The 26,563-nt window shown below is 59.7% G+C and carries 23 protein-coding genes; 13 read left to right on the top strand and 10 right to left on the bottom strand.

Going from position 1 to position 26,563, the window contains the following annotated elements:
- Positions 1–261: 261 nt before the first annotated feature.
- Entirely contained in the window at positions 262–2,160 is a 1,899-nt protein-coding gene (locus AACY42_RS12090) for a cytochrome c/FTR1 family iron permease (RefSeq protein WP_339479555.1), read from the top strand.
- A 126-nt stretch (positions 2,161–2,286) separates the two neighbouring features.
- On the top strand, positions 2,287–2,742 hold the full coding sequence (locus tag AACY42_RS12085; protein WP_339479554.1) for a YaiI/YqxD family protein: 456 nt from the start codon (positions 2,287–2,289) through the stop codon (positions 2,740–2,742).
- 126 nt (positions 2,743–2,868) lie between these two features.
- Here AACY42_RS12085 and elbB read toward each other — a convergent pair whose 3' ends face one another.
- Positions 2,869–3,537, bottom strand: a complete 669-nt coding sequence (elbB, locus tag AACY42_RS12080; RefSeq protein ID WP_339479553.1) for an isoprenoid biosynthesis glyoxalase ElbB — start codon at positions 3,535–3,537, stop codon at positions 2,869–2,871.
- Between the two features lie 123 nt (positions 3,538–3,660).
- Here elbB and AACY42_RS12075 point away from each other — a divergent pair, with 123 nt between their 5' ends.
- Positions 3,661–4,908: a sterol desaturase family protein gene (locus AACY42_RS12075; protein WP_339479551.1), complete on the top strand. Its 1,248-nt coding sequence runs from the start codon at positions 3,661–3,663 to the stop codon at positions 4,906–4,908.
- On the opposite strand, the gene AACY42_RS12070 is transcribed toward AACY42_RS12075, so the two are convergent.
- Complete coding sequence (locus AACY42_RS12070) at positions 4,889–5,512, bottom strand: DedA family protein (protein ID WP_339479549.1); 624 nt, start codon at positions 5,510–5,512, stop codon at positions 4,889–4,891. The two genes, AACY42_RS12075 and AACY42_RS12070, sit on opposite strands and share 20 nt — an antisense overlap.
- Positions 5,513–5,718: 206 nt before the next feature.
- Here AACY42_RS12070 and hemB point away from each other — a divergent pair, with 206 nt between their 5' ends.
- On the top strand, positions 5,719–6,732 hold the full coding sequence (hemB, locus tag AACY42_RS12065) for a porphobilinogen synthase (protein WP_339479547.1): 1,014 nt from the start codon (positions 5,719–5,721) through the stop codon (positions 6,730–6,732).
- Positions 6,733–6,749: 17 nt separating this feature from the next.
- Positions 6,750–8,966 (top strand): polyphosphate kinase 1, encoded by a 2,217-nt coding sequence (gene ppk1 / locus AACY42_RS12060; RefSeq protein WP_339479546.1) that lies wholly within the window; start codon positions 6,750–6,752, stop codon positions 8,964–8,966.
- Positions 8,967–9,145: 179 nt separating this feature from the next.
- On the opposite strand, the gene ppx is transcribed toward ppk1, so the two are convergent.
- The 5 genes from ppx to AACY42_RS12035 all read right to left on the bottom strand — a co-directional run bounded on the left by ppx (position 9,146) and on the right by AACY42_RS12035 (position 13,791).
- A complete protein-coding gene (gene ppx / locus AACY42_RS12055) occupies positions 9,146–10,648 on the bottom strand; it encodes an exopolyphosphatase (RefSeq protein ID WP_339479544.1) in 1,503 nt (500 codons plus the stop codon).
- A 287-nt stretch (positions 10,649–10,935) separates the two neighbouring features.
- Positions 10,936–11,670 carry an amino acid ABC transporter ATP-binding protein gene (locus AACY42_RS12050; protein WP_339479542.1) on the bottom strand — a complete coding sequence of 245 codons (735 nt, stop codon included), beginning with the start codon at positions 11,668–11,670 and terminating at the stop codon, positions 10,936–10,938.
- Positions 11,657–12,307 (bottom strand): amino acid ABC transporter permease, encoded by a 651-nt coding sequence (locus AACY42_RS12045; RefSeq protein WP_339479540.1) that lies wholly within the window; start codon positions 12,305–12,307, stop codon positions 11,657–11,659. Before AACY42_RS12045 ends, AACY42_RS12050 begins: the two co-directional genes overlap by 14 nt.
- Positions 12,304–12,984: an amino acid ABC transporter permease gene (locus AACY42_RS12040; protein WP_339479538.1), complete on the bottom strand. Its 681-nt coding sequence runs from the start codon at positions 12,982–12,984 to the stop codon at positions 12,304–12,306. The genes AACY42_RS12045 and AACY42_RS12040 overlap by 4 nt, the downstream gene beginning before the upstream one ends.
- Positions 12,985–13,005: 21 nt before the next feature.
- Positions 13,006–13,791 (bottom strand): transporter substrate-binding domain-containing protein, encoded by a 786-nt coding sequence (locus AACY42_RS12035; protein ID WP_339479536.1) that lies wholly within the window; start codon positions 13,789–13,791, stop codon positions 13,006–13,008.
- Between the two features lie 254 nt (positions 13,792–14,045).
- Here AACY42_RS12035 and AACY42_RS12030 point away from each other — a divergent pair, with 254 nt between their 5' ends.
- The 7 genes from AACY42_RS12030 (at position 14,046) to AACY42_RS12000 (ending at position 22,300) form a co-directional block, all read left to right on the top strand.
- Entirely contained in the window at positions 14,046–14,753 is a 708-nt protein-coding gene (locus tag AACY42_RS12030; RefSeq protein ID WP_339479535.1) for a FadR/GntR family transcriptional regulator, read from the top strand.
- A 121-nt stretch (positions 14,754–14,874) separates the two neighbouring features.
- On the top strand, positions 14,875–15,204 hold the full coding sequence (gene trxA, locus AACY42_RS12025; protein WP_339479534.1) for a thioredoxin TrxA: 330 nt from the start codon (positions 14,875–14,877) through the stop codon (positions 15,202–15,204).
- Positions 15,205–15,445: 241 nt separating this feature from the next.
- A complete protein-coding gene (gene rho, locus AACY42_RS12020; protein ID WP_003206716.1) occupies positions 15,446–16,705 on the top strand; it encodes a transcription termination factor Rho in 1,260 nt (419 codons plus the stop codon).
- A gap of 138 nt (positions 16,706–16,843) precedes the next feature.
- Positions 16,844–18,799, top strand: a complete 1,956-nt coding sequence (locus AACY42_RS12015; protein ID WP_339479533.1) for an acyltransferase family protein — start codon at positions 16,844–16,846, stop codon at positions 18,797–18,799.
- A 78-nt stretch (positions 18,800–18,877) separates the two neighbouring features.
- Positions 18,878–20,344 (top strand): 4-hydroxy-3-polyprenylbenzoate decarboxylase, encoded by a 1,467-nt coding sequence (ubiD, locus tag AACY42_RS12010; RefSeq protein ID WP_339479531.1) that lies wholly within the window; start codon positions 18,878–18,880, stop codon positions 20,342–20,344.
- Complete coding sequence (locus AACY42_RS12005; protein WP_339479530.1) at positions 20,344–21,312, top strand: CDP-6-deoxy-delta-3,4-glucoseen reductase; 969 nt, start codon at positions 20,344–20,346, stop codon at positions 21,310–21,312. Before ubiD ends, AACY42_RS12005 begins: the two co-directional genes overlap by 1 nt.
- A gap of 319 nt (positions 21,313–21,631) precedes the next feature.
- Positions 21,632–22,300, top strand: a complete 669-nt coding sequence (locus tag AACY42_RS12000; RefSeq protein WP_339479529.1) for a gamma-glutamylcyclotransferase — start codon at positions 21,632–21,634, stop codon at positions 22,298–22,300.
- On the opposite strand, the gene glpT is transcribed toward AACY42_RS12000, so the two are convergent.
- The gene (glpT, locus tag AACY42_RS11995) at positions 22,276–23,625 is read right to left on the bottom strand and encodes a glycerol-3-phosphate transporter (RefSeq protein ID WP_339479528.1); all 1,350 of its coding nucleotides are present in this window, start codon (positions 23,623–23,625) and stop codon (positions 22,276–22,278) included. The genes AACY42_RS12000 and glpT overlap by 25 nt on opposite strands.
- 322 nt (positions 23,626–23,947) lie before the next feature.
- On the opposite strand from glpT, the gene AACY42_RS11990 reads away from it, so the two are divergent.
- The gene (locus AACY42_RS11990; RefSeq protein ID WP_339479526.1) at positions 23,948–24,553 is read left to right on the top strand and encodes an energy transducer TonB; all 606 of its coding nucleotides are present in this window, start codon (positions 23,948–23,950) and stop codon (positions 24,551–24,553) included.
- A 41-nt stretch (positions 24,554–24,594) separates the two neighbouring features.
- On the opposite strand, the gene AACY42_RS11985 is transcribed toward AACY42_RS11990, so the two are convergent.
- Both AACY42_RS11985 and AACY42_RS11980 read right to left on the bottom strand, forming a co-directional pair.
- Positions 24,595–24,870, bottom strand: coding sequence for a bacteriocin immunity protein (locus tag AACY42_RS11985; protein WP_339479524.1), 276 nt, complete (start codon positions 24,868–24,870; stop codon positions 24,595–24,597).
- Entirely contained in the window at positions 24,867–26,504 is a 1,638-nt protein-coding gene (locus AACY42_RS11980; protein ID WP_339479522.1) for an S-type pyocin domain-containing protein, read from the bottom strand. The genes AACY42_RS11985 and AACY42_RS11980 overlap by 4 nt, the downstream gene beginning before the upstream one ends.
- Positions 26,505–26,563 lie beyond the last annotated feature (59 nt).

The following is a 26,563-nucleotide window of genomic DNA, read 5'->3' as shown; positions in this document are numbered from 1 at the left end:
CCACGGACAAGCGTCGAGACGCTGCCGGTTCCTCATAAAAAGAGGAGCTTTTATGCCATCCAACAATAAGAAGGCGGCGCGATTATAAACATGGCGCTTGGCTATGTAATGGCTTTTCGATCTCGAAATGCCTTTTTTGTGACATCACCTTCAAAGTACGAATATCCGATGAAAATGTGCCGCCAAAGCACATCGGCTCTTGAGCCAAAGTCATTGGAAGTGAACAATGTGTTACTTCTTATTACCAACCGAGAGTCATTCATGACTGCGCCGTTCCGTTTCCTGGCCTGGCTTGTACTGCCATTGCTTGCGCTGTGCAGCCCCCCGCTGCTGGCCGACACCGTCGAGGGCGCCCCCCAGGCGCTGCATTTGCTGGATTACATCGGCGCGGATTACCCAGCGACGGTCGAGGCAGGCAAGGTCATCGAGGAGGGGGAATACCGCGAGCAGCTGGAATTCACCCAGGTGTTGGAAGGGTTGATCGCCGGGCTGCCGGCCAAGCCGGAAAAGACTGAGCTGGTCCACGGCATCGACACCCTGCGCAATGCAATCACCCAGCGCCAGGACGGCGGCGATGTCGCCCGCCTGACGCGGCAACTGGGGGCTCGGTTGGCAGTGGCGTATGAAGTCAGCCAGGCGCCGGTCATCACCCCCGATCCTTCCCGCGGCGCACCGCTGTATGCCCAGAATTGCTCGGTGTGCCACGGTGCCAACGGTGCTGGCGACGGTCCTGCCGGTGTCGGCCTGGAACCGCCGCCCGCCAACATGCGGGACGCCCAGCGGCTGGATCGCCTGAGTCTTTATGCGATCTACAACACCGTCGGCATGGGCATCGACGGCACCGACATGCCGGCCTTCGCCGATCAGCTCGACGACCGTCAGCGCTGGGACCTAGCGACCTACATCGCCAGTTTCAGCGCCGACCCGGCGGCCGCCAAAAGTGAACAGGTCTTCAACCTCGCTGACCTGGCGCGCCAGACCCCGGCCGAAGTCCTCGCCGCGCAAGGCACGGCAGTGGCGGCGACGTTCCGTGCCCAGCGTGCCCAGCCGCCGCAGGTGCAACGTGGCCCGGCGCAGTTGCTCGACTACACGGCGGCCACCCTGGATAAAAGCATCGCGGCGTATCGTGCCGGTGACCACGACCAGGCCTACGATCTGTCGGTAGCCGCTTACCTGGAAGGTTTCGAGCTGGTAGAAAGCTCGCTGGATAACGTCGACGCCAACGTGCGCAAGGACACCGAAAAGTCCCTGATGGCCTACCGTCAGTCTTTGCAGGACGGTTTGCCGATCGAGCAGACGGTACAGCGCCTGGACGCGGCCAAGGCCAAGTTGAAGGCGTCAGCCGACCTGCTGGGCGGCGATGGCTTGAGCTGGTCGCTGAGCTACATCTCCGGGTTGCTGATTCTGCTGCGCGAAGGGCTGGAGGCGATCCTGGTGCTGGCGGCGATCCTGGCGTTCCTGCGCAACACCGGTCAGCAGTCGGCCGTGCGCAGCGTTAACGTCGGTTGGGGCCTGGCACTGTTGGCCGGCCTGGCGACCTGGGGGGTGGCGGCGTATGTGATTGACGTCAGCGGTGCCCAGCGTGAGTTGCTCGAAGGCGCGACGGCCTTGTTCGCCAGTGTGATGGTGCTGTGGCTGGGGGTCTGGATGCACGACCGTCGCCACGCAGCGGCCTGGCAGGACTACATCAAGAGCAGCCTGGTGGGCGGCGGTGGTCGTTTTGGTTTTGCGATCCTGGCGTTCTTCTCGGTCTATCGCGAACTGTTCGAGGTGATCCTGTTCTACGAAACCCTGTGGTTGCAAGCGGGCCCCGCCGGGCACAACGCAGTACTGGCCGGTGGCGTGACGGCGCTGGTGTTGTTGATGGGGCTGGCCTGGGTGATCCTGCGCGGCTCGGCGAAACTGCCGCTGGCGTTGTTCTTCAGCATCAACGCTGGGTTACTGTGCGCGCTGTCGGTGGTATTCGCCGGTCACGGCGTGAAGGCATTGCAGGAAGCCGGGATCTTCGGCACCCATCCGGTGGCGTTCTTCGACTTTGACTGGCTGGGCATTCATGCCGATGCCTATTCGCTGGCCGCTCAAGTGGTGGCGATCCTGGCGATCGTGGTGCTGTATGGGCGCAGTTGGGTGGTGGAGAAACGTAGGGTCCAGGTTTCCTGAAAAGCATTCGCTGCGCTCATAATCACGGGCAAGCCTTGCTCCCACAGTCAACACTCCCCTGTTGGGGCAAGGCTTGTGTGGGAGCAAGCTTGCCCGCGATGCTTTTAACCTAGAGGAAACCACTCAATGCGCGTATGGATCGACGCCGATGCCTGCCCCAAGGCGGCGAAAGAACTGGTGGTCAAGTTCGCCTTGAAGCGCCGGTTCGAGGTGGTGATGGTGGCCGGTCAGCCGCAGATCAAGCCAGCCCTGGCTTGTGTGAAGCTGATCGTGGTGCCCAGTGGCCCTGACGCGGCGGACGATTACCTGGTGGCGTACGCCGAGCCGGGTGAGCTGGTGATCTGCAGCGACGTGCCCTTGGCCGACCGGTTGGTGAAGAAGGGCGTTGCCGCCCTGGATCCACGAGGCAAGGAGTTCGATGCCCAGAACATGGGCGATCGGCTGGCGGTGCGCAACCTGTTCTCCGATTTACGTGAACAGGGCCACATGGGCGGCGGCCCGGCGGCGTATAGCGAGCGGGACAAGCAGGGGTTTGCCAATGCGCTGGATCGGATCCTGACGCGCCTGACCCGAATTTCCTGAGCCTTGCCTCAATCCCCTTGTGGGAGCGGGCTTGCTCGCGAAGGCGCCGGTTCAGTTGGCCCATCGAGTGGCTGACACACCGCTTTCGCGAGCAAGCCCGCTCCCACAGGAGGGAATTCGGCGGTGTCAGGCGTCGTTTTCGTGTGTCAACTCCAACACCCGGTCCACCAGCTTGTGGATGCCAGAAGCCGCTTCGCTGATGTTCTGCGCCAGCATGTAGGCCGGGGTGCTGACCAGTTTGCGCGCGCGGTCTTCGACGATATCGGTGACGGTGCACTCTTCGTGAGTGCCCCCCATTTTGGTCACCGCGGCGGCCGTGTCGACGTCGTTGCCGATGGTGCAGACCACTCCCGGGCCGTAGATTTTCGCCGCCATGGCCGGGGAGATGCAGATCAGCCCGACTGGTTTGCCGGCCTCGGCAAAGGCCTCGGCCAATGCCAGGACCTCTGGCTGGACCGTGCAGCCGGCGCCTTCGACGGCGAAGTTGGACAGGTTTTTCGCCGAGCCAAAACCGCCGGGGACGATCAGGGCGTCGAAGTCCTCGACCCTGGCTTCACGCAGGTCTTTCACGTTGCCCCGGGCGATCCGTGCCGATTCCACCAACACGTTGCGGCTCTCGGGCATTTCCTCGCCGGTCAGGTGATTGATCACATGCAACTGGGCAATGTTGGGGGCGAAGCACTGGACGTGAGCTCCACGCTGATCGAGACGCAGCAAGGTGATCACGCTTTCGTGGATCTCGGCGCCGTCATACACGCCACAGCCGGAAAGGATCACCGCAATTTTTTTGCTCATGGTTTTTTCTCCATATTCATGGCGTTAAATGTCTACTAATTTGTCACTCGTTGCCATAGGGGGATGGGGCAGCTACACCTAATCTGCCGACTATCTCCCTGCCTTGCATGCCCGGGTTGCGTCATGAACTTCATCCTGTATGCCGTGCCGTTCTTCTTCGTGCTGATCGCCGTCGAGTTGCTGGCTGATCGCTGGCGGGGCGTGAGCCACTACCGTGTGGCAGACGCGATCAACAGCTTGAGCACCGGCGTACTGTCGACCACGACGGGCCTTTTGACTAAAGGCATGGGGCTGGTGACCTACGCCTTTGCGTTGAAACACCTGGCTGTCATCGGGCTGCCTGCCGACCGCGCCTGGACTTGGGTGTTTGCCTTTGTGCTCTACGACTTCTGCTATTACTGGCTGCACCGCATGGGCCATGAACGCAACATCCTCTGGGCCGCTCATTCGGTGCACCACCAGAGCGAGGACTACAACCTTTGCACCGCATTGCGCCAGACCAGCACCGGGTTCCTGCTGAGCTGGATCTTCTACGTCCCGCTCGCCGTAGTGGGCGTGCCGCTGGAGGTGTTCGTCAGCGTCGCGGCGTTGAATCTGCTGTATCAGTTCTGGGTCCACACCCAGCACATCCCCAAGCTCGGCTGGCTGGAGTGGTGCCTCGTTACGCCGTCCAATCATCGTGCCCACCATGCACAGAACCCTCTCTACATGGATCGCAACTACGGCGGGGTGTTCATTATTTGGGACCGTCTGTTTGGCACCTTCCAGGAAGAAGATGCCAACGAACCGGTGATTTTCGGCGTGACCACGCCGCTGGCCAGTTGGAATCCGGTGTGGGCCAACCTGCAGTTCTATGCGCAGCTAGGGGCCGATGCTCGTCGGGCCGGGCGTTGGTGGGACAAGCTGCGGATCTGGTTCATGCCCACCGGTTGGCGTCCGGCGGATGTCGCGGCCAGGTACCCGCTGAACAAGCCGGACTTGAGCCAGTTCCGCAAATTCGAAGTGCCGTTGGAGGCTCGCCAGCAGTGGTACGTGGGGCTGCAGTTCTGCGCCTACATTGCCCTGGGCAGTTATCTGATGAACCTTGAAGCCAGCCTGCCGGTCGCCGCCCTGGTGCTGGGTTGGGGCGCGGTGGCGTTCGGCCTGTTCGTGTTGGGCGTGGCCCTGGAGAATCGCCCGTGGGCGTTGAGGCTGGAGCTGTTGCGGCTGGCCTCGAACCTGCCGCTGGTATGGCTGGCGCCCCTGGCCGGGTTGTGGTCGGCCAGCGCTGTGATGAGCCATGGGGCCTGGGTCGTGCTGCTCAGCTACAGCCTGCTCAGCGGCATCGGGCTGTATTGCTCTCGTACCCGGTTTACTCGGTTGGCGTCGTAGGTTCGCCGGACCGGGCTTGTTCCAGGCGCTCGGCTTCGAGGATTTTTCTGGCCAGGCGCGCATTCTTGATACGTCGGCGCAGCCACAAGACTAGGCCCAGCACCAGCAGCGCGCCGAGGACCCACAACTCATACTTCTTGATGCTGCCCAGTATGCCTTCGAGCACCGCGCCAAAGTGGTACGCGGCCGCGGCCAACGCCGTGGCCCAGATCGCCGCCCCGATGCCGTTGAGCAACAGGTAGCGACCCGGCGGATAGCCTGACAGACCGATCGCCACCGGCATCACCGTGCGCAGGCCATAGACGAAGCGGAAGCTCAGGACCCAGATGTCCGGATGCCGGCGAATATGCTCCAGCGCCCGATCCCCCATCAACTGCCAGCGTGGCTTGCGGGCCAGGAGCTTGCGACCGTGCTTGCGTCCCAGGAAATACCACAGCTGATCGCCCGCGTAGCTGCCGCAGAACGCCACGACGACGACTAGGTTGATGTCCATGTAGCCACGGAACGCCAGGAAACCTGCGAGCACGAGGATGGTTTCGCCTTCGAAGAACGTGCCGATAAACAGGGCCAAGTAGCCGAAGTCATGCAGAAATTGTTGGAGCATTGTCTGGGTGCTGGCGAAATGAACGCGCAGCCTAACCCTTCAGGCACATTCAGGAAAGTATCGAAATGTGTCTCGACGTGAACAATTCCTACAATGACAATAACTGCGACGACAGGACGCAGGCACACATAAACTGTAATGTCTTCGTCATAATGGGCGCTTATAACTGTCACGCTCGCCCGCCAGCACGGGCTCAGGAGTCTGCCGTGAGCTTTACCCCCGCCAATCGTCTGTTCCCTGCTACCCGCCTGCGTCGCAACCGTCGTGATGAGTTCTCTCGTCGGCTAGTGCGTGAAAACGTGCTGACCACCAATGACCTGATCCTGCCGGTATTCGTTCTGGACGGTGAGAACCGTCGCGAAGCGGTGGCGTCGATGCCCGGGGTGGAGCGCCTGACGATCGACCTGCTGCTTGAGGAAGCCACTCACTGGGTCGAGTTGGGTATTCCGGCATTGGCGCTGTTCCCGGTCACGCCGCCGACACTCAAGTCTCTGGACGCCGCCGAAGCCTGGAACCCGGAGGGCATCGCCCAGCGTGCGACCCGCGCTCTGCGCGCGCGCTTCCCGGAGTTGGGGGTGATCACCGACGTGGCACTGGACCCGTTCACCACCCACGGGCAGGACGGTATTCTCGATGAAGAAGGTTACGTGCAGAACGACATTACGGTCGATGCACTGGTCCGGCAGGCCCTGTCCCACGCCGAGGCCGGGGCGCAGGTAGTGGCGCCGTCGGACATGATGGACGGGCGTATCCAGGCGATCCGCGAAGCCCTCGAGGTGGCCGGTCACGTCAACGTGCGAATCATGGCCTACTCGGCCAAATACGCGAGCGCCTATTACGGCCCGTTCCGCGACGCGGTCGGCTCGGCCCTGAACCTGGGCAAGGCCAACAAGGCTTCTTATCAGATGGACCCGGCCAACAGTCAGGAAGCCTTGCACGAAGTGGCGGCTGACTTGTCAGAAGGGGCAGATATGGTCATGGTCAAGCCTGGCATGCCCTACCTCGACATTCTTTGCCGGGTCAAAGACGAATTCAAAGTGCCGACCTTTGTTTATCAGGTCAGCGGCGAGTACGCCATGCACATGGCCGCGATCCAGAACGGCTGGTTGGGCGAAGGGGTAATCCTGGAGTCCTTGACCGCTTTCAAACGCGCAGGCGCTGATGGCATCCTGACTTACTTTGCCGTGCGCGCCGCCCAATTGTTACGAGAGCAGAAATAGCCTCCCAGGAACTTGCGATGAATACCGAAGGACTCTCCGAAGTTGCCGTAAAAGACGCTCAACCCGTGGTCGAGCAGGTTGCCGAGACACCGCCAGCGATGGAGCCCGCAGCCCCAGTTGTCGTCGAGCCCGCACCGGCCCCGGCGATTGTGATTCCCAGCCTGGATGACAGCAGTCTGTACATCCATCGCGAGCTGTCGCAACTGCAGTTCAACATCCGCGTGCTGGAGCAGGCGCTGGACGAGTCCTACCCGCTGCTGGAACGGCTGAAATTCCTGCTGATCTTTTCCAGCAACCTGGATGAGTTTTTCGAGATCCGCGTCGCCGGCCTGAAGAAGCAGATCACCTTTGCCCGTGAACAGGCCGGCGCCGACGGCTTGCAACCGCACCAGGCCCTGGCGCGCATCAGCGAGCTGGTCCACGGTCACGTTGACCGCCAGTACGCGATCCTTAACGACATCCTGTTGCCGGAACTGGAAAAGCACCAGGTGCGCTTCATCCGTCGCCGCAACTGGAACACTAAGATCAAGACTTGGGTGCGCCGCTATTTCCGTGACGAGATCGCGCCGATCATTACGCCGATCGGCCTCGATCCGACGCACCCGTTCCCGCTGCTGGTCAACAAGAGCCTGAACTTCATCGTTGAACTGGAAGGCATCGACGCCTTCGGCCGCGATTCCGGCCTGGCGATCATTCCGGCGCCACGCCTGCTGCCGCGCATCATCCGCGTACCGGAAGACGTCGGCGGTCCCGGCGACAATTATGTGTTCCTGTCGTCGATGATCCACGCCCACGCCGATGACCTGTTCCAGGGTATGAAGGTGAAGGGTTGCTACCAGTTCCGCCTGACGCGCAACGCCGATCTGTCGGTGGACACCGAGGACGTCGAAGACCTGGCCCGCGCCCTGCGCGGCGAGCTGTTCTCCCGTCGCTACGGTGATGCGGTGCGCCTGGAAGTGGCCGATACCTGCCCGAAACACCTGTCCGATTACCTACTCAAGCAGTTCAACCTGCATGAGACCGAGCTGTATCAGGTCAACGGCCCGGTCAACCTGACCCGACTGTTCAGCATCACCGGCCTGGACAGCCATCCGGAGCTGCAATACCTGCCGTTCACGCCACAGATCCCGAAACTGCTGCAAAACAGCGAGAACATTTTCAGCGTGATCAGCAAGCAGGACATCCTGCTGTTGCACCCGTTCGAATCGTTTACGCCGGTGGTCGATCTGCTGCGCCAGGCCGCCAAGGACCCCCACGTCCTGGCGGTGCGCCAGACCCTGTACCGCAGCGGCGCCAACTCGGAAATCGTCGATGCCCTGGTGGACGCGGCGCGAAACGGCAAGGAAGTCACGGCGGTGATCGAATTGCGCGCGCGCTTCGACGAAGAATCCAACCTGCAACTGGCCAGCCGCCTGCAAGCGGCCGGTGCGGTGGTGATTTATGGCGTGGTCGGCTTCAAGACTCACGCCAAGATGATGCTCATCCTGCGCCGTGAAGCCGGTGAGATCGTGCGTTACGCCCACTTGGGCACCGGCAACTACCACGCCGCCAACGCCCGGCTGTACACCGACTACAGCCTGCTGACCTCTGACGACGCCTTGTGCGAAGACGTCGGTAAGCTGTTCAGCCAGTTGATCGGCATGGGCAAGACCCTGCGCATGAAAAAACTGCTGCACGCGCCGTTCACCCTGAAAAAGGGCATGCTCGACATGATCGCCCGGGAGACGCAGTTCGCCCTGGAGGGCAAGCCGGCCCACATCATTGCCAAGTTCAACTCGCTGACCGACCCGAAGATCATTCGTGCGTTGTACAAGGCCAGCCAGTCGGGTGTGCGCATCGACCTGGTGGTGCGTGGCATGTGCTGCCTGCGGCCGGGCATTGCGGGGGTGTCCCATAACATCCACGTACGCTCGATCATCGGGCGCTTCCTGGAACATACGCGGGTGTTCTACTTCCTCAACGGCGGTGAGGAGCAGATGTTCCTGTCCAGCGCCGACTGGATGGAGCGCAACCTCGACAAGCGGGTCGAGACCTGCTTCCCGGTGGAGGGCAAGAAGTTGATCCTGCGGGTCAAGAAAGAGCTGGAAAGCTACCTCACCGACAACACCCACAGCTGGAGCTTGCAGTCGGATGGCCGTTACATCCGCAACACGCCGACCGGTAATCAGAACCCGCGCAGCGCCCAGGCGACTTTGCTGGAGCGCTTGAGTAGCCCGGTGTTGGCGGTTCGTTAAGGTCTGCGGCGGGGGAGTTTGTTCCTGCGGGCTGTACTGTAGGAGCTGCCGAAGGCGGCGATCTTTTGATCTTTCGCTTGAGACTCAAGTGTCTGGGGAAAGATCGCAGCCTCGTTGCACTCGACAGCTCCTACAGGCCCAGCGGGAGCCGGCGGGATTGTAGAGCCACCGGCAAGCGATCAGTGAATGTTCAGCACAATCCCGACCCGGGTCAACCAGTCGGCTTCCTGGGCGAAGTCGGCCTGGGTCAGTTGATTCTCTTCCAGCCAACCTTCGGGAAACAGCACATCCAACTGATCGCCATTGGCGTGCAGGACCACCTGGGGCATTTCCTGGGTGCCACGGATGTGATGGAACAGGATCGCAAAGCGCAGCAGCACGCACAAACGAATCAGCTTGCTGCCGTTATCGCCGAACTCGGCAAATTTATCCTTGGGAATGTTGCGCCGATGGCCGCGGACCAACAGCGCGAGCATTTGCTGGTCTTCCCGGGAAAACCCCGCCAGGTCCGAATGCTCGATCAGGTAGGCGCCATGCTTGTGGTAGTGATAGTGGGCAATGTCCAGGCCCACTTCATGGACCTTGGCGGCCCAGCCCAGCAGCTCGCGCCAGACGCCGTCGTTAAGGTCCCAATCGTCGGCCACCTGGTCGAAGGCGTGCAGCGCCTTGCGTTCGACCCGTGCGGCTTGTTCTTGGTCAACGTGATAACGCTCCATGAGCGAGCCCAGGGTACGCTCCCGGACGTCTTCGTGATGATGACGCCCCAATAGGTCATACAGCACACCTTCGCGCAGGGCGCCGTCACAGTGGTCCATGCGTTGCAGTTCGAGGGCGTCGAAAATCGCCTCGAGGATGGCCAGGCCTGCAGGGAAAATTGCCCGGCGATCGGGCTTGATGCCGTCGAAATCGATCTTGTCCGCGTCGCCGAGCTTGAACACCCTGCGCTTGAGCCAGGCCAGCCCTTCGGCGTTGACCTCGCCAGTGCCGTGGCCGCCAGCCTTGAGGGCCAGGCCGATGGCCCGAATGGTCCCTGAGGAACCGATGGCTTCGTCCCAGGCCAGGCGGTGCAGGGCGTGTTCGATACTCATGATTTCCAAGCGCGCCGCGGTGTAGGCCTGGGCATAGCGGGCCGGGGTGATCTTGCCGTCGCGGAAATAACGTTGGGTGTAGCTGACGCAACCCATCTGCAGGCTTTCGCGCAGCAGCGGTTCGAAGCGCTGTCCGATGATGAATTCGGTACTGCCGCCGCCGATGTCCGCCACCAGGCGCTTGCCCGGGGTGTCGGCCAAGGTGTGGGAAACGCCCAGATAAATCAGGCGGGCTTCTTCACGGCCGGAGATGACTTCCACCGGATGTCCGAGGATTTCTTCGGCGCGGCGGATGAACTCGCCCCGGTTGCGCGCCTCGCGCAGGGCGTTGGTGCCCACGATCCGCACCGCACCCAGGGGCATGCCGTTGATCAGTTGGGCAAACCGCTTGAGGCAATCGAGCCCGCGCTGGATGGATTCCTCGCTCAGCTTTCGTGCTTCGTCGATACCGGCGGCCAGTTGGACCTTCTCGCCGAGCCGCTCAAGAATGCGGATTTCCCCGTTCTGCGCCTTGGCGACGACCATGTGGAAGCTGTTGGAGCCCAGGTCGATGGCAGCGATCAGGGACAGATTCTTGGCTTGGGATGGCGGCATGGTCAAAAAGTCTCGGTCGATAACCACGTCATCCTGCCACGATCAACCGCTTACGCCAACGCGCCTGAACCAAACCCTTGAGCCAGAGCAGCCTGCAGGGTGCCTTTGTGGCGAGGGAGCTTGCTCCCGCTGGGCCTGTAGGAGCTGTCGAGTGCAACGAGGCTGCGATCTTTCCGCTGCCCATTGAGTCATAAGTGAAAGATCAAAAGATCGCAGGCTTCGCCAGCTCCTACAGAACCGAGCGGGAGCAAGCTCGCTCGCCACAGACTGTTCTTTGGCAGCAAAGATCAGGCTGGCTCGACCATCCCGATGAAGTTCGCCAGTTCGGCTGTCTGCGGATCGGCGAACAACACCTTGGGATCGCCCACCTCATGCACCTTGCCCTGGTGCATGAACACCAGTTTGTCGCCGACTTCCCGGGCAAAACGCATTTCATGGGTGACCATGATCAACGTCATGCCTTCCTTGGCCAACTGCCGCACCACGCTGAGCACTTCGTTGACCAGCTCCGGGTCCAGGGCCGAGGTGATTTCATCGCACAGCAGCACTTTCGGCGACATCGCCAGCGCCCGGGCAATCGCGACCCGTTGCTGCTGGCCACCGGACAAGCGGTCCGGGAAGGCATCGAATTTCTCGCCGAGCCCGACCCGTTCCAGCATCTGCCGTGCCAGCTCGGCCGCCTTGGTCTTGGGTACTTTTTGAACAACCTGCGGCGCCAGCATCACGTTCTCGCCGACCGTCAGGTGCGGGAACAGGTTGAATTGCTGGAACACCATCCCGACTTTCTGCCGCAGGCTGCGCAGGTCGGCGCGAGCCGCATCGAGGTATTCGCCGTCGACTTCGATCACACCGTCGTTGATCGATTCCAGGCCATTGAGGGTGCGCAGCAAGGTGGATTTGCCCGAGCCGCTGCGGCCGATGATCGCCACCACCTGGCCTTCCTCGACACTCAGGTCGATGCCTTTGAGCACGTGGTGATCGCCGTAGTATTTGTGCAGGGCGGTAATTCTAAGCAGAGGCATGCAGTCTCCTTTCCAGGTAGCGCGCACTGAGGGACAAGGGGTAGCAGAGCAGGAAATAACCGAAGGCGACCAGGCCATAGACCATGAACGGCTCGAACGTGGCGTTGGCGAGCATGCCGCCGGTCTTGGTCAGTTCGGTAAAGCCAATGATCGAGGTCACGGCCGTGCCCTTGACCACTTGCACCGAAAAGCCCACGGTCGGCGCCACGGCGATGCGCAGGGCCTGGGGCAGGATCACATAGCGCAACTGCTCCAGCGGGTTGAGGGCCAGGCTCGCCGAGGCTTCCCACTGGCCGTGGGAAATCGAGTCGACACAACCGCGCCAGATCTCCGCCAGGTAGGCGCTGGTAAACAGCGTCAAGGCAATCGCCGCCGCCATCCAGGGGGAAATCTCCACCCCGGCCAGGGCCACGCCGAAGAACACCAGGAACAGTTGCATCAACAGCGGTGTGCCTTGGAACAGCTCAATGTAGGTACGGGCGATGTTGCGGGGCAGGGCGCTCTTGGAGATGCGCAACACCATGATCAGCAAGCCGATCACGCCGCCACCGATAAACGCCACCAGCGACAGCGCCAGGGTCCATTGCAGGCCGGTGAGCAGGTTGCGCACCACGTCCCAGAAAGTGAAATCGCTCATCGGCCGCTCCCGTTGCTGCTCTTGTAGAGGCAGCGGCGACCCACCCAGTTCAGGAGCTGGCGGATCAACAGCGCCATGCACAAGTAAATGAGCGTGGTCAGCGCATAGGTTTCGAACGCGCGGAAGTTACGTGACTGGATGAAGTTGGCGGCAAAGCTCAACTCTTCGGTGGCGATCTGCGAACAGACCGCCGAGCCGAGCATCACGATGATGATCTGGCTACTCAGGGCCGGCCAGACTTTGCCCAGCGCCGGCAGCAGCACCACATGGCGCAAGGCCTCGAAGCGGGTCATCGCCAGGGCCGCGGCGGCTTCCAGTTGTCCCCGCGGGATCGCCTGGATGCCGGCACGGATGATCTCAGTGGAATAAGCGCCGAGGTTGATCACCATCGCCAGCACTGCGGCTTGCCATTCGGAAATCTGCAGGCCCAGGGACGGCAAGCCGAAGAAGATGAAAAACAGCTGCACCAGGAACGGCGTGTTGCGGATCAACTCCACGTACACACCGAAGATTGCCGCGAACGGACGAATGCTCCACGCCCGCACCACGGCCCCGACGATGCCCAGGCCGACTCCGAGCAACGTGCCGATGGCCGTCAGCTCCAGGGTGAACAGCGCGCCACGCAACAGCAGCTCGGTGTTTTGCACCACCGGCAGAAAATCGAACTGATAAGCCATGCTCAGCCTCTCAAGCGTCGGTCAGAGATCGGCCGGCAACGGCTGCTTGAGCCAGGTCTGGGAATTTTTCTCCAGGCTGCCATCGGTCTTGGCGGTGGCGAGAATCTGGTTGACCTTGTCCAACAGCGCCGGCTCGTTTTTGTTCACGCCCACGTACACCGGCGAATCCTTGAGTTTTACCTTCAGCGCCGGAACACGCTTGGGGTTACGTTCGCTGATGGCGACCATCACCACGTTGCCGCTGGCGATCAGGTCGACCTGACCGGCCAGGTAGGCGGCGATGGTCGAGTTGTTGTCTTCGAAGCGCTTGATGATGGTGCCTTCGGGGGCAACCGTACTCAGCTCGATGTCTTCGATGGCGCCACGGGTGACGCTGATGGTCTTACCCTTGAGGTCGTCCAGGTTGTTGATGGCAGCGTCAGGCGGGCCGAACACGGCCAGGTAGAACGGCGCATAGGCATTGGAAAAGTCGATGACTTTTTCCCGCTCCGGGTTCTTGCCCAGGCTGGAAATCACCAGGTCGACCTTGCCGGTGGTCAGGAAGGGGATGCGGTTGGTGCTGTTGACCGGCGTCAGCTCAAGCTTGACCTTGAGCTGGTCGGCCAGCAGTTTCGCGGTGTCGATGTCCAGGCCACGGGGCTTCATGTCCGGGCCCACCGAGCCGAATGGCGGGAAGTCCTGAGGCACGGCGACCTTGAGGGTGCCACGCTTGACCACGTCTTCCAGGCCATCGGCGTGGGCGGGTAGCTGACAGAGCATCAGGCTGGCAAACAGGGCTGTGAGCAGGGCGCTGCAACGCTGAATCATGGCGAATCTCCGCAATCGGTGATGTGATTTCTGCGTTCGGACAGAGCACAGGCCATGCCAAGGCGACCTTTCACCGGCCCAAGCCACGGTTTTGCTGGTGGGAGGCGGTCTTACTGGTCTGAACAGTTACGGTGTTTTTCGCACCGTTATCGGGCGTCGTTATTTGTCGCCGAACCCCGCTGGGGCACGACTTGCCGGGCGCGGTGAATAGCTTTACAACTAGTCGCTCACTGGCCCGGTTCGTCTTAAAAATCATGAATTCCATCGCTCGCGCCGTTCCTGAAGTGGCCCTGCAAGCCATCCGCAAACTGATCGTCGATGAAGGCTTCGGCCCGGGCGATGCGTTGCCGTCGCAACGGGACCTGGCGCTGCAATTGGGGGTGAGTCGGGCCTCGCTGCGCGAAGCGCTGTCATCTCTCAGTGCCCTGGGCATGATCAGCGTGCAGCCGGGCAAGGGGGTATTCGTGCAGGCACCGGTAGAGGCTCCACGCAGCGAGTCGACGCCGGGCTGGCCGTTCGCGGCCCAGGCCTCGCCAGTGGATATCTTCCAATTGCGCTACGCCCTGGAGGGTTTCGCGGCGGGGTTGGCGGCGGTGACGCTCAGCGCCGATGAGCTGGACAGGCTGCAAGATAATGTCGAAGCCATGCGCCGGGAATTGAAGATCAGCGATTTCGACGCCGCCGCGCGGTTGGATTTCGAATTCCATCGGCGCATCTTGTTGGCCAGCGGCAACCAGGCGATGCTGAGCATCCTCACCGCCAGCGCCGACATCTTCCTGGAAAGCCAGAAACTACCGTTCATCCGGGCGGAGCGGGCGATGGAAACCTGGCAGGAACATCGCAAGATCCTTCGCGCCCTGGCCCGGCGCGCTTCGGGCGCCGCGCAAAAAGCCATGCAGGAACATGTACGTAACGCGGCCCTGCGTACCGGGATTTCCTTCGTCGCGCCCGCTGCTTCGTGAGGCCAGCCATACCCAAAGCCATCGATCGTCATAGCGAGACTCAATCAACTGCGGCTTCCTGAACCCGGGAAGGGTCGCTATGATGGGCCACGTTTTTTTGCTGACAAACCCGGAGACTTCCATGAGCAGCGATCTGATCAAACACGTTAGCGACGCTAGCTTCGACGCCGACGTACTCAAGGCCGAAGGCCCGGTACTGGTCGACTATTGGGCAGAGTGGTGCGGTCCCTGCAAGATGATCGCCCCGGTCCTGGACGAAATCGCTACCTCCTACGCCGGCAAGCTGACCGTTGCCAAGTTGAACATCGACGAAAACCAGGAGACTCCGGCCAAGCACGGCGTACGTGGTATCCCGACCCTGATGCTGTTCAAGAACGGCAACGTCGAAGCCACCAAAGTGGGTGCGCTGTCGAAGTCGCAACTGGCTGCTTTCCTCGACGCCAACATCTAAGCGCCGAATGCCACTGAAAAAGCCCCGCGAATCGCGGGGCTTTTTCGTTATTCAGGGCTAGACGCTCGCAAACCCAGGTGGTACATTCGGCCCCGCACTGGTTTCTCCATTGCCCCCTGCAAGCCGTCGCCGACGCTCTCCTTTCGAACAAGTACGCGATCCTGTCGCCTTCTCCGCGGCGCGGCCTCATTAAGCCAAAAGCTTAATTTCCCCCCTCCATAAATGATTACGTCATTCCTATATGAATCTGACTGAACTCAAGCAAAAGCCGATTACCGAACTGCTCGAATTGGCCGAACAGATGGGCATAGAAAATATGGCCCGTTCGCGCAAGCAGGACGTGATTTTCTCCCTGCTCAAGAAGCACGCGAAAAGCGGCGAGGAAATCTCCGGTGATGGCGTGCTGGAGATTCTCCAGGACGGCTTCGGCTTTCTCCGCTCTGCAGACGCTTCCTATCTCGCCGGCCCAGACGATATCTACGTCTCGCCGAGCCAGATCCGTCGCTTCAACTTGCGCACCGGTGACACCATCGTTGGCAAGATCCGTCCTCCGAAGGAGGGCGAGCGTTATTTCGCGCTGCTCAAGGTCGACACGATCAACTTCGATCGTCCGGAAAACGCCAAGAACAAGATTCTCTTCGAGAACCTGACCCCGCTGTTCCCGACCGTGCGCATGAAGATGGAAGCCGGTAACGGTTCCACCGAAGACCTCACCGGTCGTGTCATCGACCTGTGCGCACCCATCGGCAAAGGTCAGCGTGGCCTGATCGTGGCACCGCCGAAAGCGGGCAAGACGATCATGTTGCAGAACATCGCGGCCAACATCGCCCGTAACAACCCTGAAGTTCACCTGATCGTGCTGCTGATCGACGAACGTCCGGAAGAAGTGACCGAGATGCAGCGCACCGTGCGCGGCGAAGTGGTCGCCTCGACGTTCGACGAGCCGCCGACCCGCCACGTGCAGGTTGCCGAAATGGTGATCGAGAAGGCCAAGCGCCTGGTCGAGCACAAGAAGGACGTGGTGATCCTGCTGGACTCCATCACCCGTCTGGCCCGTGCCTACAACACCGTGATCCCGAGCTCCGGCAAGGTGCTGACCGGTGGTGTCGATGCCCATGCGCTGGAAAAACCGAAGCGTTTCTTCGGTGCTGCGCGGAACATCGAGGAAGGCGGTTCGCTGACCATCATCGCCACCGCGCTGGTTGAAACCGGTTCGAAGATGGACGAAGTGATCTACGAGGAATTCAAGGGCACTGGCAACATGGAGCTGCCCCTGGATCGCCGTATCGCCGAGAAACGTGTGTTCCCGGCCATCAACATCAACCGTTCCGGCACGCGCCGCGAAGAGTTGCTGACCGCCGATGATGAGTTGCAGCGCATGTGGATCCTGCGCAAGTTGCTGCATCCGATGGATGAAGTCGCCGCCATCGAGTTCCTGGTCGACAAGCTGAAGACGACCAAGACCAACGATGAGTTCTTCCTGTCGATGAAACGCAAGTAACACGAAGCCATGCTTCAAAAAAGAGTGCCCTGAACAGGGGCGCTCTTTTTTTTGCTGAAATTTGTATCAAAATAGACACTTTTGAAGGCCGGCAGTGTCGTTCCGGTTGGCATTGTATATTTCAAGACAAGGAGCGTTATGCACACATTTGGCAATCGACGTGATATCGACGGTTTGAGGGCCTTGGCCGTTATCCCGGTGGTGTTGTTTCATTTCGGCTTCAGCACGTTCAGCGGCGGCTTTGTCGGGGTCGATGTCTTCTTTGTCATTTCCGGGTTCCTGATAACCAGCATCCTGTTCCGAGAGATCAGCGCGCAGCGTTTCAGCTTCGTCGATTTCTGGGCCCGGCGTGCGCGACGCATCCTTCCGGCCCTGAGTCTGGTGCTGCTGGTAACGTTGGCCCTGGGCTGGTTGCTGCTGACGGCCAAGGACTTTTCGGAACTTGGCCGGACGGTTCGTTATCAGTCGTTGTTCATTTCAAACATCTTGTTCATGCGTGAGGACGGCTACTTTGAGCCGGCGTCAGACCTCAAGCCGCTGCTTCATACCTGGTCGTTGGCTGTCGAGGAGCAGTACTACATTTTCTTTCCGTTGCTGATGGTGTTGTTGATGCGTCATGTGCGTCATTGGCGCTGGATGCTGTTTGCCGTCTTGCTGGTTTCCTTCGGGCTGAACATCGCTTACATCGACAGCAAGCCTGACGTCGCTTTCTTTTCGTTGCCGACACGCGCCTGGGAGCTGTTGTGTGGTGCGATGCTCGCGGTATTGCCCACGTCCATGCATGGCATGAGACCGTGGCTCTATCAATCGGCGGGCGTGGCCGGCTTGGCTGCAGTGCTGGTGGCTGTTCTCACCTTTGACAGGACCACGACGTTCCCGGGCTGGGCTGCTTTGCTGCCTGTTCTCGGCGCCACCGCGCTGATTTGGTCCGGGGCGCAGGGTTCGACCTGGGTCGCTCAACTGCTCGGTACCAAGGTGCTCGTCTGGATTGGTTTGATTTCCTATTCCCTTTATCTGTGGCATTGGCCTGTCTACGTTTATGCCAATGCTGTTTCCATCGACGGTATCGAGCATTTGGAGGCAGTGGGCTGGATGCTGTTGGCGTTGAGTCTTGCCTGGCTGAGTTGGCGCTTCGTCGAGCTTCCGTTTCGTGATAAGCGCGTGCTGCCAGGGCGCAAACCAGTGCTGGTGGGAGGTTTGCTGGCCATGGTTGCCCTGGCGGTGACAGGTTCGGTGGTTCGTTTGGCGGAGGGTTTTCCCCAGCGCCTTACCGGCAAGGCGTTGGAGTATGCACAGGCGCGGGATTGGAATGCCGGGCAGATGAAATGCATGCTGGTGACTTCGGACAAGCATCTGGACAAGGCGTGCCTGATTGGCGAGAACAAAGAGGCCCAGGCGACTCAACTGTTCTGGGGCGACAGCCATGCCGCGGCGTTGTTGCCGGCGATCGAAAGCAATGCCACCCGCGAGGGGCGTCCGGTATGGCTTTACAGCATGAGCGCTTGTCCGCCTGTGCTGAGCGACGACCTGCGCCAGCGTTGCAAGGACTTCAACGAAAGGACCATGGAGCAGGTTCGCCGCCTGCAGATCACGGATGTGGTCTTGGCCTCCAACTGGAGCCTTTACGTCTACGGTCGTGAGGACGGCGACAACAAAGTGTTGCTCCATCCCCGTGACAATAGGGCCGAGGCCGAGGCGCGTATGACTGCGGCACTCAAGGCTCGGGTGGCGATGTTAAGGGCGGCGGGCGTGCAAGTGTGGTTGTTCAAAGAGGTGCCGCTGCAGCGCAAAGGCGCTATCAATCGATTGACGAGCCTGGCCCGGGTTGGACGTTCGGCAGAAGGATTGGGGCGCCCGCTTCAGGAACACTTGGCCCGCCAGCATTTTCTCAGCGCTTTGTTCGACTCGATGAGTGCTGTCGATCCAGGCGTACATGTCATTGATCCGACCCCACTGATGTGTGCGGGACAGATCTGCAGCATCGAGGTCAATGGTCACTCACAGTACAAGGATGAGGATCATCTGTCTGATATAGGCAGTACCCGACTGAGCCCTCTGTTTGCTCCAGTGCTGTTGGGCGCAACCGAAAATTGATCGTGCCGCGTATGCTCGGGCTGCTGTTTGGACGTGAGAGCAGGTAGGATGTACGCCTATTTTCGGGGTGGCATCTCAATGAAATTCAAGGATCTTCGGGATTTCGTGCAGCAGCTTGAGCAGCGCGGCGAGTTGAAGCGCATCCAGGTTCCCATCTCTCCGGTGTTGGAGATGACGGAAGTCTGTGACCGCACACTTCGGGCCAAAGGCCCGGCGTTATTGTTCGAAAACCCGACGGGCTACGACATTCCGGTCTTGGGCAACCTGTTCGGCACGCCGGAACGCGTGGCCCTGGGCATGGGCGCCGAAGCCGTCAGTGAGCTGCGCGAAATCGGCAAGCTGCTGGCGTTTCTCAAGGAGCCCGAACCGCCGAAAGGTCTCAAGGACGCTTGGTCCAAGCTGCCGATTTTCCGCAAGATCATTGCCATGGCGCCGAAAGTCGTCAAGGACGCGATCTGCCAGGAAGTGGTGATCGAGGGCGACGATGTCGACCTGGCCATGCTCCCGGTGCAGACCTGCTGGCCGGGCGACGTAGGGCCACTGATCACCTGGGGCCTGACTGTCACCAAAGGCCCGAACAAGGACCGTCAGAACCTGGGCATCTATCGTCAGCAGGTGATTGGCCGCAACAAGGTCATCATGCGCTGGCTGAGCCATCGGGGCGGTGCGCTGGATTACCGTGAGTGGTGTGAAAAATACCCCGGCCAGCCCTTCCCGGTGTCGGTGGCCCTGGGTGCGGACCCGGCGACCATCCTTGGTGCTGTCACGCCTGTGCCCGACAGCCTCTCCGAATATGCGTTCGCCGGCCTGTTGCGGGGTAACCGCACCGAGTTGGTGAAATGCCGCGGCAATGACCTGCAAGTGCCGGCCACCGCAGAGATCATCCTTGAAGGCGTGATCCATCCTGGCGAAATGGCCGATGAAGGTCCGTATGGCGACCATACCGGCTACTACAACGAAGTCGACAGCTTCCCGGTGTTCACCGTCGAGCGCATCACCCATCGGATCAAGCCGATTTACCACAGCACCTACACTGGTCGTCCGCCCGATGAGCCGGCCATTCTCGGCGTGGCGCTGAACGAAGTGTTCGTGCCTATCCTGCAGAAGCAATTTCCGGAAATCACCGATTTCTATTTACCGCCGGAAGGCTGTTCGTATCGCATGGCCGTGGTGACCATGAAGAAGTCGTATCCAGGGCACGCCAAGCGGGTGATGCTCGGGGTCTGGTCGTTTTTGCGACAGTTCATGTACACCAAGTTCGTTATCGTCACCGACGACGATATCAACGCACGGGACTGGAACGACGTGATCTGGGCCATCACCACGCGCATGGACCCCAAGCGCGACACGGTGATGATCGATAATACGCCGATCGACTACCTTGATTTCGCCTCGCCGGTGTCTGGCCTGGGGTCGAAGATGGGGCTCGATGCCACGCATAAATGGCCCGGTGAAACCACTCGTGAGTGGGGCCGGGTTATCGTCAAGGATGAGGCCGTTACCCAACGGATCGATGCCATTTGGAATCAGTTAGGAATAGATTGATGCGTGTAACCTTGCAGCCTTCCGGGGCGGTGCTGGAGATCCGGCCCGCCGAGCGGATTCTTGATGGCGCGCGGCGCCTGGGCTATGAATGCCCGCAAAGCTGCCGCAACGGCAACTGCCATGTCTGTGGCGCGTTGTTGGTGGAAGGCCGCGTGGAGCAGGCGGGCGAGGTGCGTGATCACGGTGAGATATTTACCTGCATCGCCGAGCCGCTGGAGGATTGCATAGTGTTATGGGATGGCGTGCTGTCGCCGGGTGAGCTACCGGTACGCAACCTGGCGTGCCAGGTGATCGAGTGCGCCGACGTGGGGGGCGATGTCTGGCGAGTGCGCCTGCGTGCGCCGGCCGGCAAGCCGCCGCGCTATCACGCCGGGCAGTACCTGATGATCGAGCGGGAGAACGGCGAAAAATCGGCGTTCTCCCTGGCCTCGGCACCGCATTCGGGGCGCGAGCTGCAATTGCACGTATTGGTGCGCGAAAGCAGTGCACAGGCGCTGCTGGGGCAACTGCGACGCAACCCCAGCGTGCGTATCGAGATGCCTTTTGGAGACACGCATTTATCCGAACTGCCGGACGGACCGTTGGTGTTGATCGCCGCCGGAACCGGCATGGCGCAGATGCACAGCCTGATCGAGCATTGCCGGGCGGCGGGTTTCAAACACCCGGTGCACCTGTATTGGGGCGTGCGGCGGCCGGAAGACTTCTATGAAGTCGAGCATTGGGAGGAATGGAAGAAACTGCCGAACCTGTTCCTGCATAAAGTCGTCAGCGACTTGTGTGGCTGGGAAGGGCGCTGCGGGATGCTCCATGAAGCCGTGTGCGAGGACATCAGCGATCTTTCTGGCGTGCACGTTTACGCCAGCGGCTCGCCGGCCATGATCTACGCCACGCTCGATGCGCTGGTGGAAGCCGGAATGGATGCCCATCAAATGCGCGCCGACGTGTTTGCGTATGCGCCGCGGCCCTGAGCCACTCTTGAAGCTTGATTGAGGTCTGTTTTTTGTAACGAGGGAGTTTCCGCTTTGTGGGAGCAAAACTTGCTCGTGAAACAGGCACCTCGATCTTGGAAGGCCGCATCGCTCTTATCGCGGGCAAGCCTTGCTCCCCACAGGGTTATATACCTGGCATATATCGATTCGATATTTAGCCCATGCACTGGATGTCGGTAAGGTATATACCGGAGTTCCAGGCATTCATGGCATCCAACTTGCCTTGATTCTGATCAGCGTCAGTGTCATGACGACGCTATCCATCTTCTGACCCGCGAGGAGCCAACCGCTACCGGCCATGACCGCTATCGAATCCGCCATGACCTGTGCCTTGTACCCACCACGACTCGAGCTGGGGCCGCAACTGACCCGTGAGCAATTGCTCGCCTCGATGCAATTGACCATGAGTCTCCACCAGGGCGGTCCGGTCTGGCTGTTCGCGTACGGTTCATTGATCTGGCGGCCGGAATGCACGGCCGTGGAGCGGATGCGCGGCCGGGTCCATGGTTATCATCGCGGTTTGTACCTATGGTCCCATGAACATCGTGGTACGCCGGAGTTGCCGGGGCTGGTGTTTGGGCTGGATCGCGGCGGCTCCTGCAGCGGTTTCGCCTATCGGTTGCCGCAGGACAATCTCGAAGACTCGCTGTTTGCCCTGTGGCAGCGCGAGATGCCGGTCCCGTCCTATCGCCCGCACTGGCTCAGTTGCCGTCTCGAGGATGGCAGCCGGGTGCAAGCCTTGGGGTTTGTACTGGAGCGACACCTGCCCAGCTATGCCGGCAACCTGCCGGACCATGTGCTGAGCCAGGTGTTCGAAAGCGCCTGTGGGCGTTACGGCACCACTCGCGATTACGTCGAGCAGACCATCCACGCCCTACGCAGCCACGCCATGCCAGACCGGAATCTGGAGGCGCGGCTCAAGCGCTGCAAATCAGCGCTGGATCAGGCGACCGCTTCGCGGCTCTGACTGGCGATTTGCTTGTGCCACAGGGTTGGCGCGAGGAAGGCCATCGCCAGCAGGCAGGCACCGACCAACAGCACAAAACCACCGTCCCAGCCAAAATGGTCCACGGTGTAGCCCATGACCGCACTGGCCGCGACCGAGCCACCCAGGTAACCAAACAAACCGGTAAAGCCGGCGGCGGTACCGGCGGCTTTCTTCGGCGCCAGTTCCAGTGCCTGCAAACCGATCAGCATCACCGGACCGTAGATCAGGAAGCCGATGGAAACCAGGGCGATCATGTCGACGGTCGGGTTGCCGGCCGGGTTCAGCCAGTACACCAGCGTTGCCACGGTCACCAAGGCCATGAACACCATGCCGGTCAGGCCACGGTTGCCACGGAAGATCTTGTCCGACATCCAGCCACACAGCAGCGTGCCGGGGATGCCCGCCCACTCGTAGAAGAAATAGGCCCAGGAACTCTTGTCCACCGTGAAGCCCTTGGCTTCCTTGAGGTAGGTCGGCGCCCAGTCCAGCACGCCGTAGCGCAGTAGATAAACAAACACGTTGGCCATGGCGATGTACCAGAGCATTTTGTTGCGCAGCACGTATTTGACGAAGATTTCCTTGGCGCTGAATTCGCTCTCGTGGCTGTCGTCGTAGCCTTCCGGGTAGTCGTTCTTGTATTTCTCGATCGGCGGCAGGCCCACCGATTGCGGGGTATCGCGCATGGTCACGAAGGCAAACACCGCAATGACGAGTGCTAGAGCAGCGGGCACATAGAATGCCGCATGCCAGTCATTGAACCAGCCCATCCCCAATAGGAACAACGGGCCGATCAGGCCACCGCCGACGTTGTGCGCCACGTTCCACACCGACACCACGCCGCCGCGCTCTTTCTGCGACCACCAATGCACCATGGTCCGTCCGCTGGGCGGCCAGCCCATGCCCTGGGCCCAGCCGTTGATAAACAGCAGGATGAACATCATGGTCACGCTGGACGTTGCCCAAGGCGCGAAACCGAACACAAACATCACCCCCGCCGAGACCAGCAAGCCAAAGGGCAGGAAGTAGCGCGGGTTGGAACGGTCGGACACCAGGCCCATCAGGAACTTCGACAGCCCATAGGCGATGGCGATGGCCGACATGGCCAGGCCCAGCTGACCACGGGTGTAACCCTCGTCGATCAGATATGGCATGGCCAGGGAGAAGTTCTTGCGCAGCAGGTAATAGCCGGCGTAGCCAATGAAGATCCCGGCGAAGATCTGCCAGCGAAGGCGTCGGTAGGTGCTGTCTATTTTTTCTTCAGGCAGGGCTGCCTGGTGTGTGGCAGGTCGAAAGAAAGCAAACATTCAAGTGCTCCTGGTTCTTGTTATGACTGCGGATACGAATGTTACAGTTTCGTTACCGAAAATAGCATCGCTCGTTGTCGCATAAATAGCAGAAATTTCGATTGATCATGTTCTTAAGTGAACATGTCGTTCAGGCGTAAGAGAAGGGCGTCGTAGGAAATGTCCTCGCAAAGCCTTTTCATGGGCTGTATTGGTGAGTACGGGGCAAAACGGTGGGAAACATCCTTCGCCCGAATGGGAAGTCTCGCTATAGGGCCCATGAGCCATGGCCTTTACCCTTTACGTTTCTGCCAGGTCTGGCATTGAGCTAAGGGGTAGGGGTATGAGGTGGTCCGTGGTGATGCTGTTGCTGTGCTTGTCTGGTACGAGCGGGGTAGCGGATGTGTTGTTGGTGCCCGAACACAATCCCAACCCGGATTACCCGACGACTCTGGTCGGGAAGGGCATCGCGGGTGTGGCCCGGGTCGGCTTCACGGTGCATGCCGATGGTCGTGTCGATGAAGTCGCGATCCTGCACAGCGATCATCCGGAATTCGCCAAGGCCGCACGGGAGGCTGTGAGTCAATGGCGTTTCAAGTCGTGGACGGTGGATCACGAACACCCAGCGCAGACGCACGTTATAGTGCCCTTCGAGTTCCGCCTGGATGGCTTACCACTGGATGCCAATAAATGGATCAAGACTTGGAAGTGCTCGGACATCAACGCACACGCCAAGGGCCAGCTATGGGTGCAGGACTTGCTCCCGTTCCACTACACACGCCTCTATTTATCCAATGTATTTCTCGTCAAACAGCTACCGGAAACCGAGCGCCTGGCCTTGATCGCCCGGTTCAACAGGCTCCTGCCCTCGATCGTGCAGCGTTGCGGGAGTTTTCCGGCGGCGCGGTATATGCGGATGTTGCCGAAGGAGATTCGCGAGTTGCTTTAGCCTCGTTTTTAGGACATCGCCGTTGGCGATGCCCCTACTTGTTATTCTGGCTTGAAACCGGGTTTTCCGTTTTGTTCTCGCCAGATTTTAATTTCATTCAGGATTCCTTCCGGACTGTCTTCTCGACCTTGTTTAGGGTAGAAAATAAGTGCGGATTTTTCTGGGTGCTCAGTAACCTTCTCAAAATGCTCTGCAAGTTTACTGGTGTATTCACCCAGCTCATCTCCAGTAAGCTCGTTATTGTCTTCGAAAAACTCCTTAAGAAAGGATAGAAACTCTGCTTCGGTATAGTCCTCGATTTTGTCTTTGAAGATCATGGCTTTGTTCCTTTTTTGTGAAGTTCAATGTGTTCTTTAGGCGTCATAATGCTTAGGTTGTCCAAATCGTAAACTGCACCGCCCTTGGAAATCCATTGTATATGATGAATTTCAAATTTGTTCCTTTCACCTACGTGGCCGTCTGGAATAGTGAACGGGGCAGCGCCGTTACGCATCAGTTTCAGGTTGGATCTACTGAACTGTGCTGATAATTTTTTATCATTGGCTACCCTCTCCCAAAATTTTTCTCGGAAGGCATCAAAGTCTCTGAAGTCCTGACCCCGAAGTAGATTTGCTATCTCGCGAGGAATGGGGGCACCAACGCCGTGCTCGGTACTTCCTAGCCAGTTTTCCCCAACCTCCTGACCTGCTCCAGTCACCGTCCCCGGCTCATATCGTGGCCCGGTACGACTCGCCATGACATAGACTGGCTGGATTCCCGATTCCATGGGGAATACCAGCACATAATCGTCAATGTCAGCGTCATCGCACGTTGGATGCTCATCTATTCTCCCCTCTATCTGGGTAATCCTGGCCCCTGGAAGGATCCTGATTTCCGGCTGCGTCACAGGCAATTCGGTCGATCCAAGGAGGCTATCCCCTGGAGGGCTGTTCGGCGTCCAAGTCAGTGTCCTTGGAAGAATCCCCTCGGTCGTGAAAGTGTAGAGATTGGTGTGTGGATCAAGTGTTACGTCTCTGATCCGGACCTCGCTGGATAAACTTCCACCGGTCGGTGAAAGATAAAACTGAGTATGCTCCCCGCGAACCGATGACACGACGCGAAGGGGTAAATGGTCTGTTTCAATATTTGGGGTTAGTTTGAAATTCTCATCCAGTTGGGACAGCGGAATACTGATCACCACTGGATTGCGTTGAAGCTCGCTATTGCCGATTGTCGGGGAATAAGACACCGCCACGCCAAATACCGCTAATGGACCACCCGCCATTGTGGCGCTCGCTTTTTTTAGTAGGTCGATGGTGCCTTGCAACGAAACAGGTGACCCCTCATACCCAGCGATCAGGCCGTCGGGAGTCGTCATGAGTGGCCGCGCGGAGGCCATCGCGCCGCTGGCGGTGGATAGCTGGATATTTTCGATGTGATGCTTCAACCGAAAAGTTGCATCGATATCGGCTTGTGCTTTACGCAGCGACGTCTTTCGTGAATCACTCCTCAATACATTGTAAAGATTGCCCACTGCATGCTCTGCTTTGGTTGCGTCCTGGTGCGCGATAGACAATTCCCGGTGCGTTTGCTGCATCCAGGGCAGTTTTTGATTGATGTCTTCAGGCTGGGCGTGGTTGAACTGATGGAGCAGCTCGTGGAAACGGTCTGCCAATGCCGCCGCGATTTTCTGTTTTCGTTCTTGTTCGACTCGTTGCGCGGCAGCTCGGGCTTGCGCTTGCTTTAGTGCTTGTGCTTTTTTCTCGGCAGCAACACGTAGCTGTTCCTGTAAGCGTTCGGCGGATAAAGCCCGGTCGATGAGCCCGGTAAAGGTGTTAGTTGTTTTTGTTAAATGTCGAACGGATTCTGAGTGAAGAAGAGATACATGGTAGTCCTGCCATCGCTTTCCTAGGTTTGTTTTTACCTGTAGCGCCACAAGATTGTTAAGGGCTTCGAGCTCAGGTTTACTCAAGGGAGGCTTGATGTTCGGATTGGCTTTCGCAAAAGCAGCGATAGCTGCACGCTCAGTTG

Origin of the sequence: Pseudomonas sp. RL_5y_Pfl2_73, assembly GCF_963970515.1 — a bacterium.
GTDB lineage: Bacteria > Pseudomonadota > Gammaproteobacteria > Pseudomonadales > Pseudomonadaceae > Aquipseudomonas.
The sequence above is the reverse complement of the archived record's forward strand: the minus strand, read 5'-3'. Positions and strand labels throughout refer to the sequence as shown.

Bases quoted from the DNA above. Each gene is read 5' to 3' on its own strand.
- AACY42_RS12005 (WP_339479530.1), top strand. From the start codon at position 20,344: ATGCGTGTAACCTTGCAGCCTTCCGGGGCGGTGCTGGAGATCCGGCCC.
- AACY42_RS12070 (WP_339479549.1), bottom strand. From the start codon at position 5,512: ATGCTCCAACAATTTCTGCATGACTTCGGCTACTTGGCCCTGTTTATC.
- AACY42_RS11985 (WP_339479524.1), bottom strand. From the start codon at position 24,870: ATGATCTTCAAAGACAAAATCGAGGACTATACCGAAGCAGAGTTTCTA.
- AACY42_RS12050 (WP_339479542.1), bottom strand. From the start codon at position 11,670: ATGCCTCTGCTTAGAATTACCGCCCTGCACAAATACTACGGCGATCAC.
- ppx (WP_339479544.1), bottom strand. From the start codon at position 10,648: ATGCCGCCATCCCAAGCCAAGAATCTGTCCCTGATCGCTGCCATCGAC.
- AACY42_RS12085 (WP_339479554.1), top strand. From the start codon at position 2,287: ATGCGCGTATGGATCGACGCCGATGCCTGCCCCAAGGCGGCGAAAGAA.
- ppk1 (WP_339479546.1), top strand. From the start codon at position 6,750: ATGAATACCGAAGGACTCTCCGAAGTTGCCGTAAAAGACGCTCAACCC.
- AACY42_RS12075 (WP_339479551.1), top strand. From the start codon at position 3,661: ATGAACTTCATCCTGTATGCCGTGCCGTTCTTCTTCGTGCTGATCGCC.
- rho (WP_003206716.1), top strand. From the start codon at position 15,446: ATGAATCTGACTGAACTCAAGCAAAAGCCGATTACCGAACTGCTCGAA.
- AACY42_RS11990 (WP_339479526.1), top strand. From the start codon at position 23,948: ATGAGGTGGTCCGTGGTGATGCTGTTGCTGTGCTTGTCTGGTACGAGC.
- AACY42_RS12090 (WP_339479555.1), top strand. From the start codon at position 262: ATGACTGCGCCGTTCCGTTTCCTGGCCTGGCTTGTACTGCCATTGCTT.
- AACY42_RS12030 (WP_339479535.1), top strand. From the start codon at position 14,046: ATGAATTCCATCGCTCGCGCCGTTCCTGAAGTGGCCCTGCAAGCCATC.
- AACY42_RS12015 (WP_339479533.1), top strand. From the start codon at position 16,844: ATGCACACATTTGGCAATCGACGTGATATCGACGGTTTGAGGGCCTTG.
- elbB (WP_339479553.1), bottom strand. From the start codon at position 3,537: ATGAGCAAAAAAATTGCGGTGATCCTTTCCGGCTGTGGCGTGTATGAC.
- ubiD (WP_339479531.1), top strand. From the start codon at position 18,878: ATGAAATTCAAGGATCTTCGGGATTTCGTGCAGCAGCTTGAGCAGCGC.
- trxA (WP_339479534.1), top strand. From the start codon at position 14,875: ATGAGCAGCGATCTGATCAAACACGTTAGCGACGCTAGCTTCGACGCC.
- AACY42_RS12035 (WP_339479536.1), bottom strand. From the start codon at position 13,791: ATGATTCAGCGTTGCAGCGCCCTGCTCACAGCCCTGTTTGCCAGCCTG.
- AACY42_RS12000 (WP_339479529.1), top strand. From the start codon at position 21,632: ATGACCGCTATCGAATCCGCCATGACCTGTGCCTTGTACCCACCACGA.
- AACY42_RS12045 (WP_339479540.1), bottom strand. From the start codon at position 12,307: ATGAGCGATTTCACTTTCTGGGACGTGGTGCGCAACCTGCTCACCGGC.
- glpT (WP_339479528.1), bottom strand. From the start codon at position 23,625: ATGTTTGCTTTCTTTCGACCTGCCACACACCAGGCAGCCCTGCCTGAA.
- AACY42_RS12040 (WP_339479538.1), bottom strand. From the start codon at position 12,984: ATGGCTTATCAGTTCGATTTTCTGCCGGTGGTGCAAAACACCGAGCTG.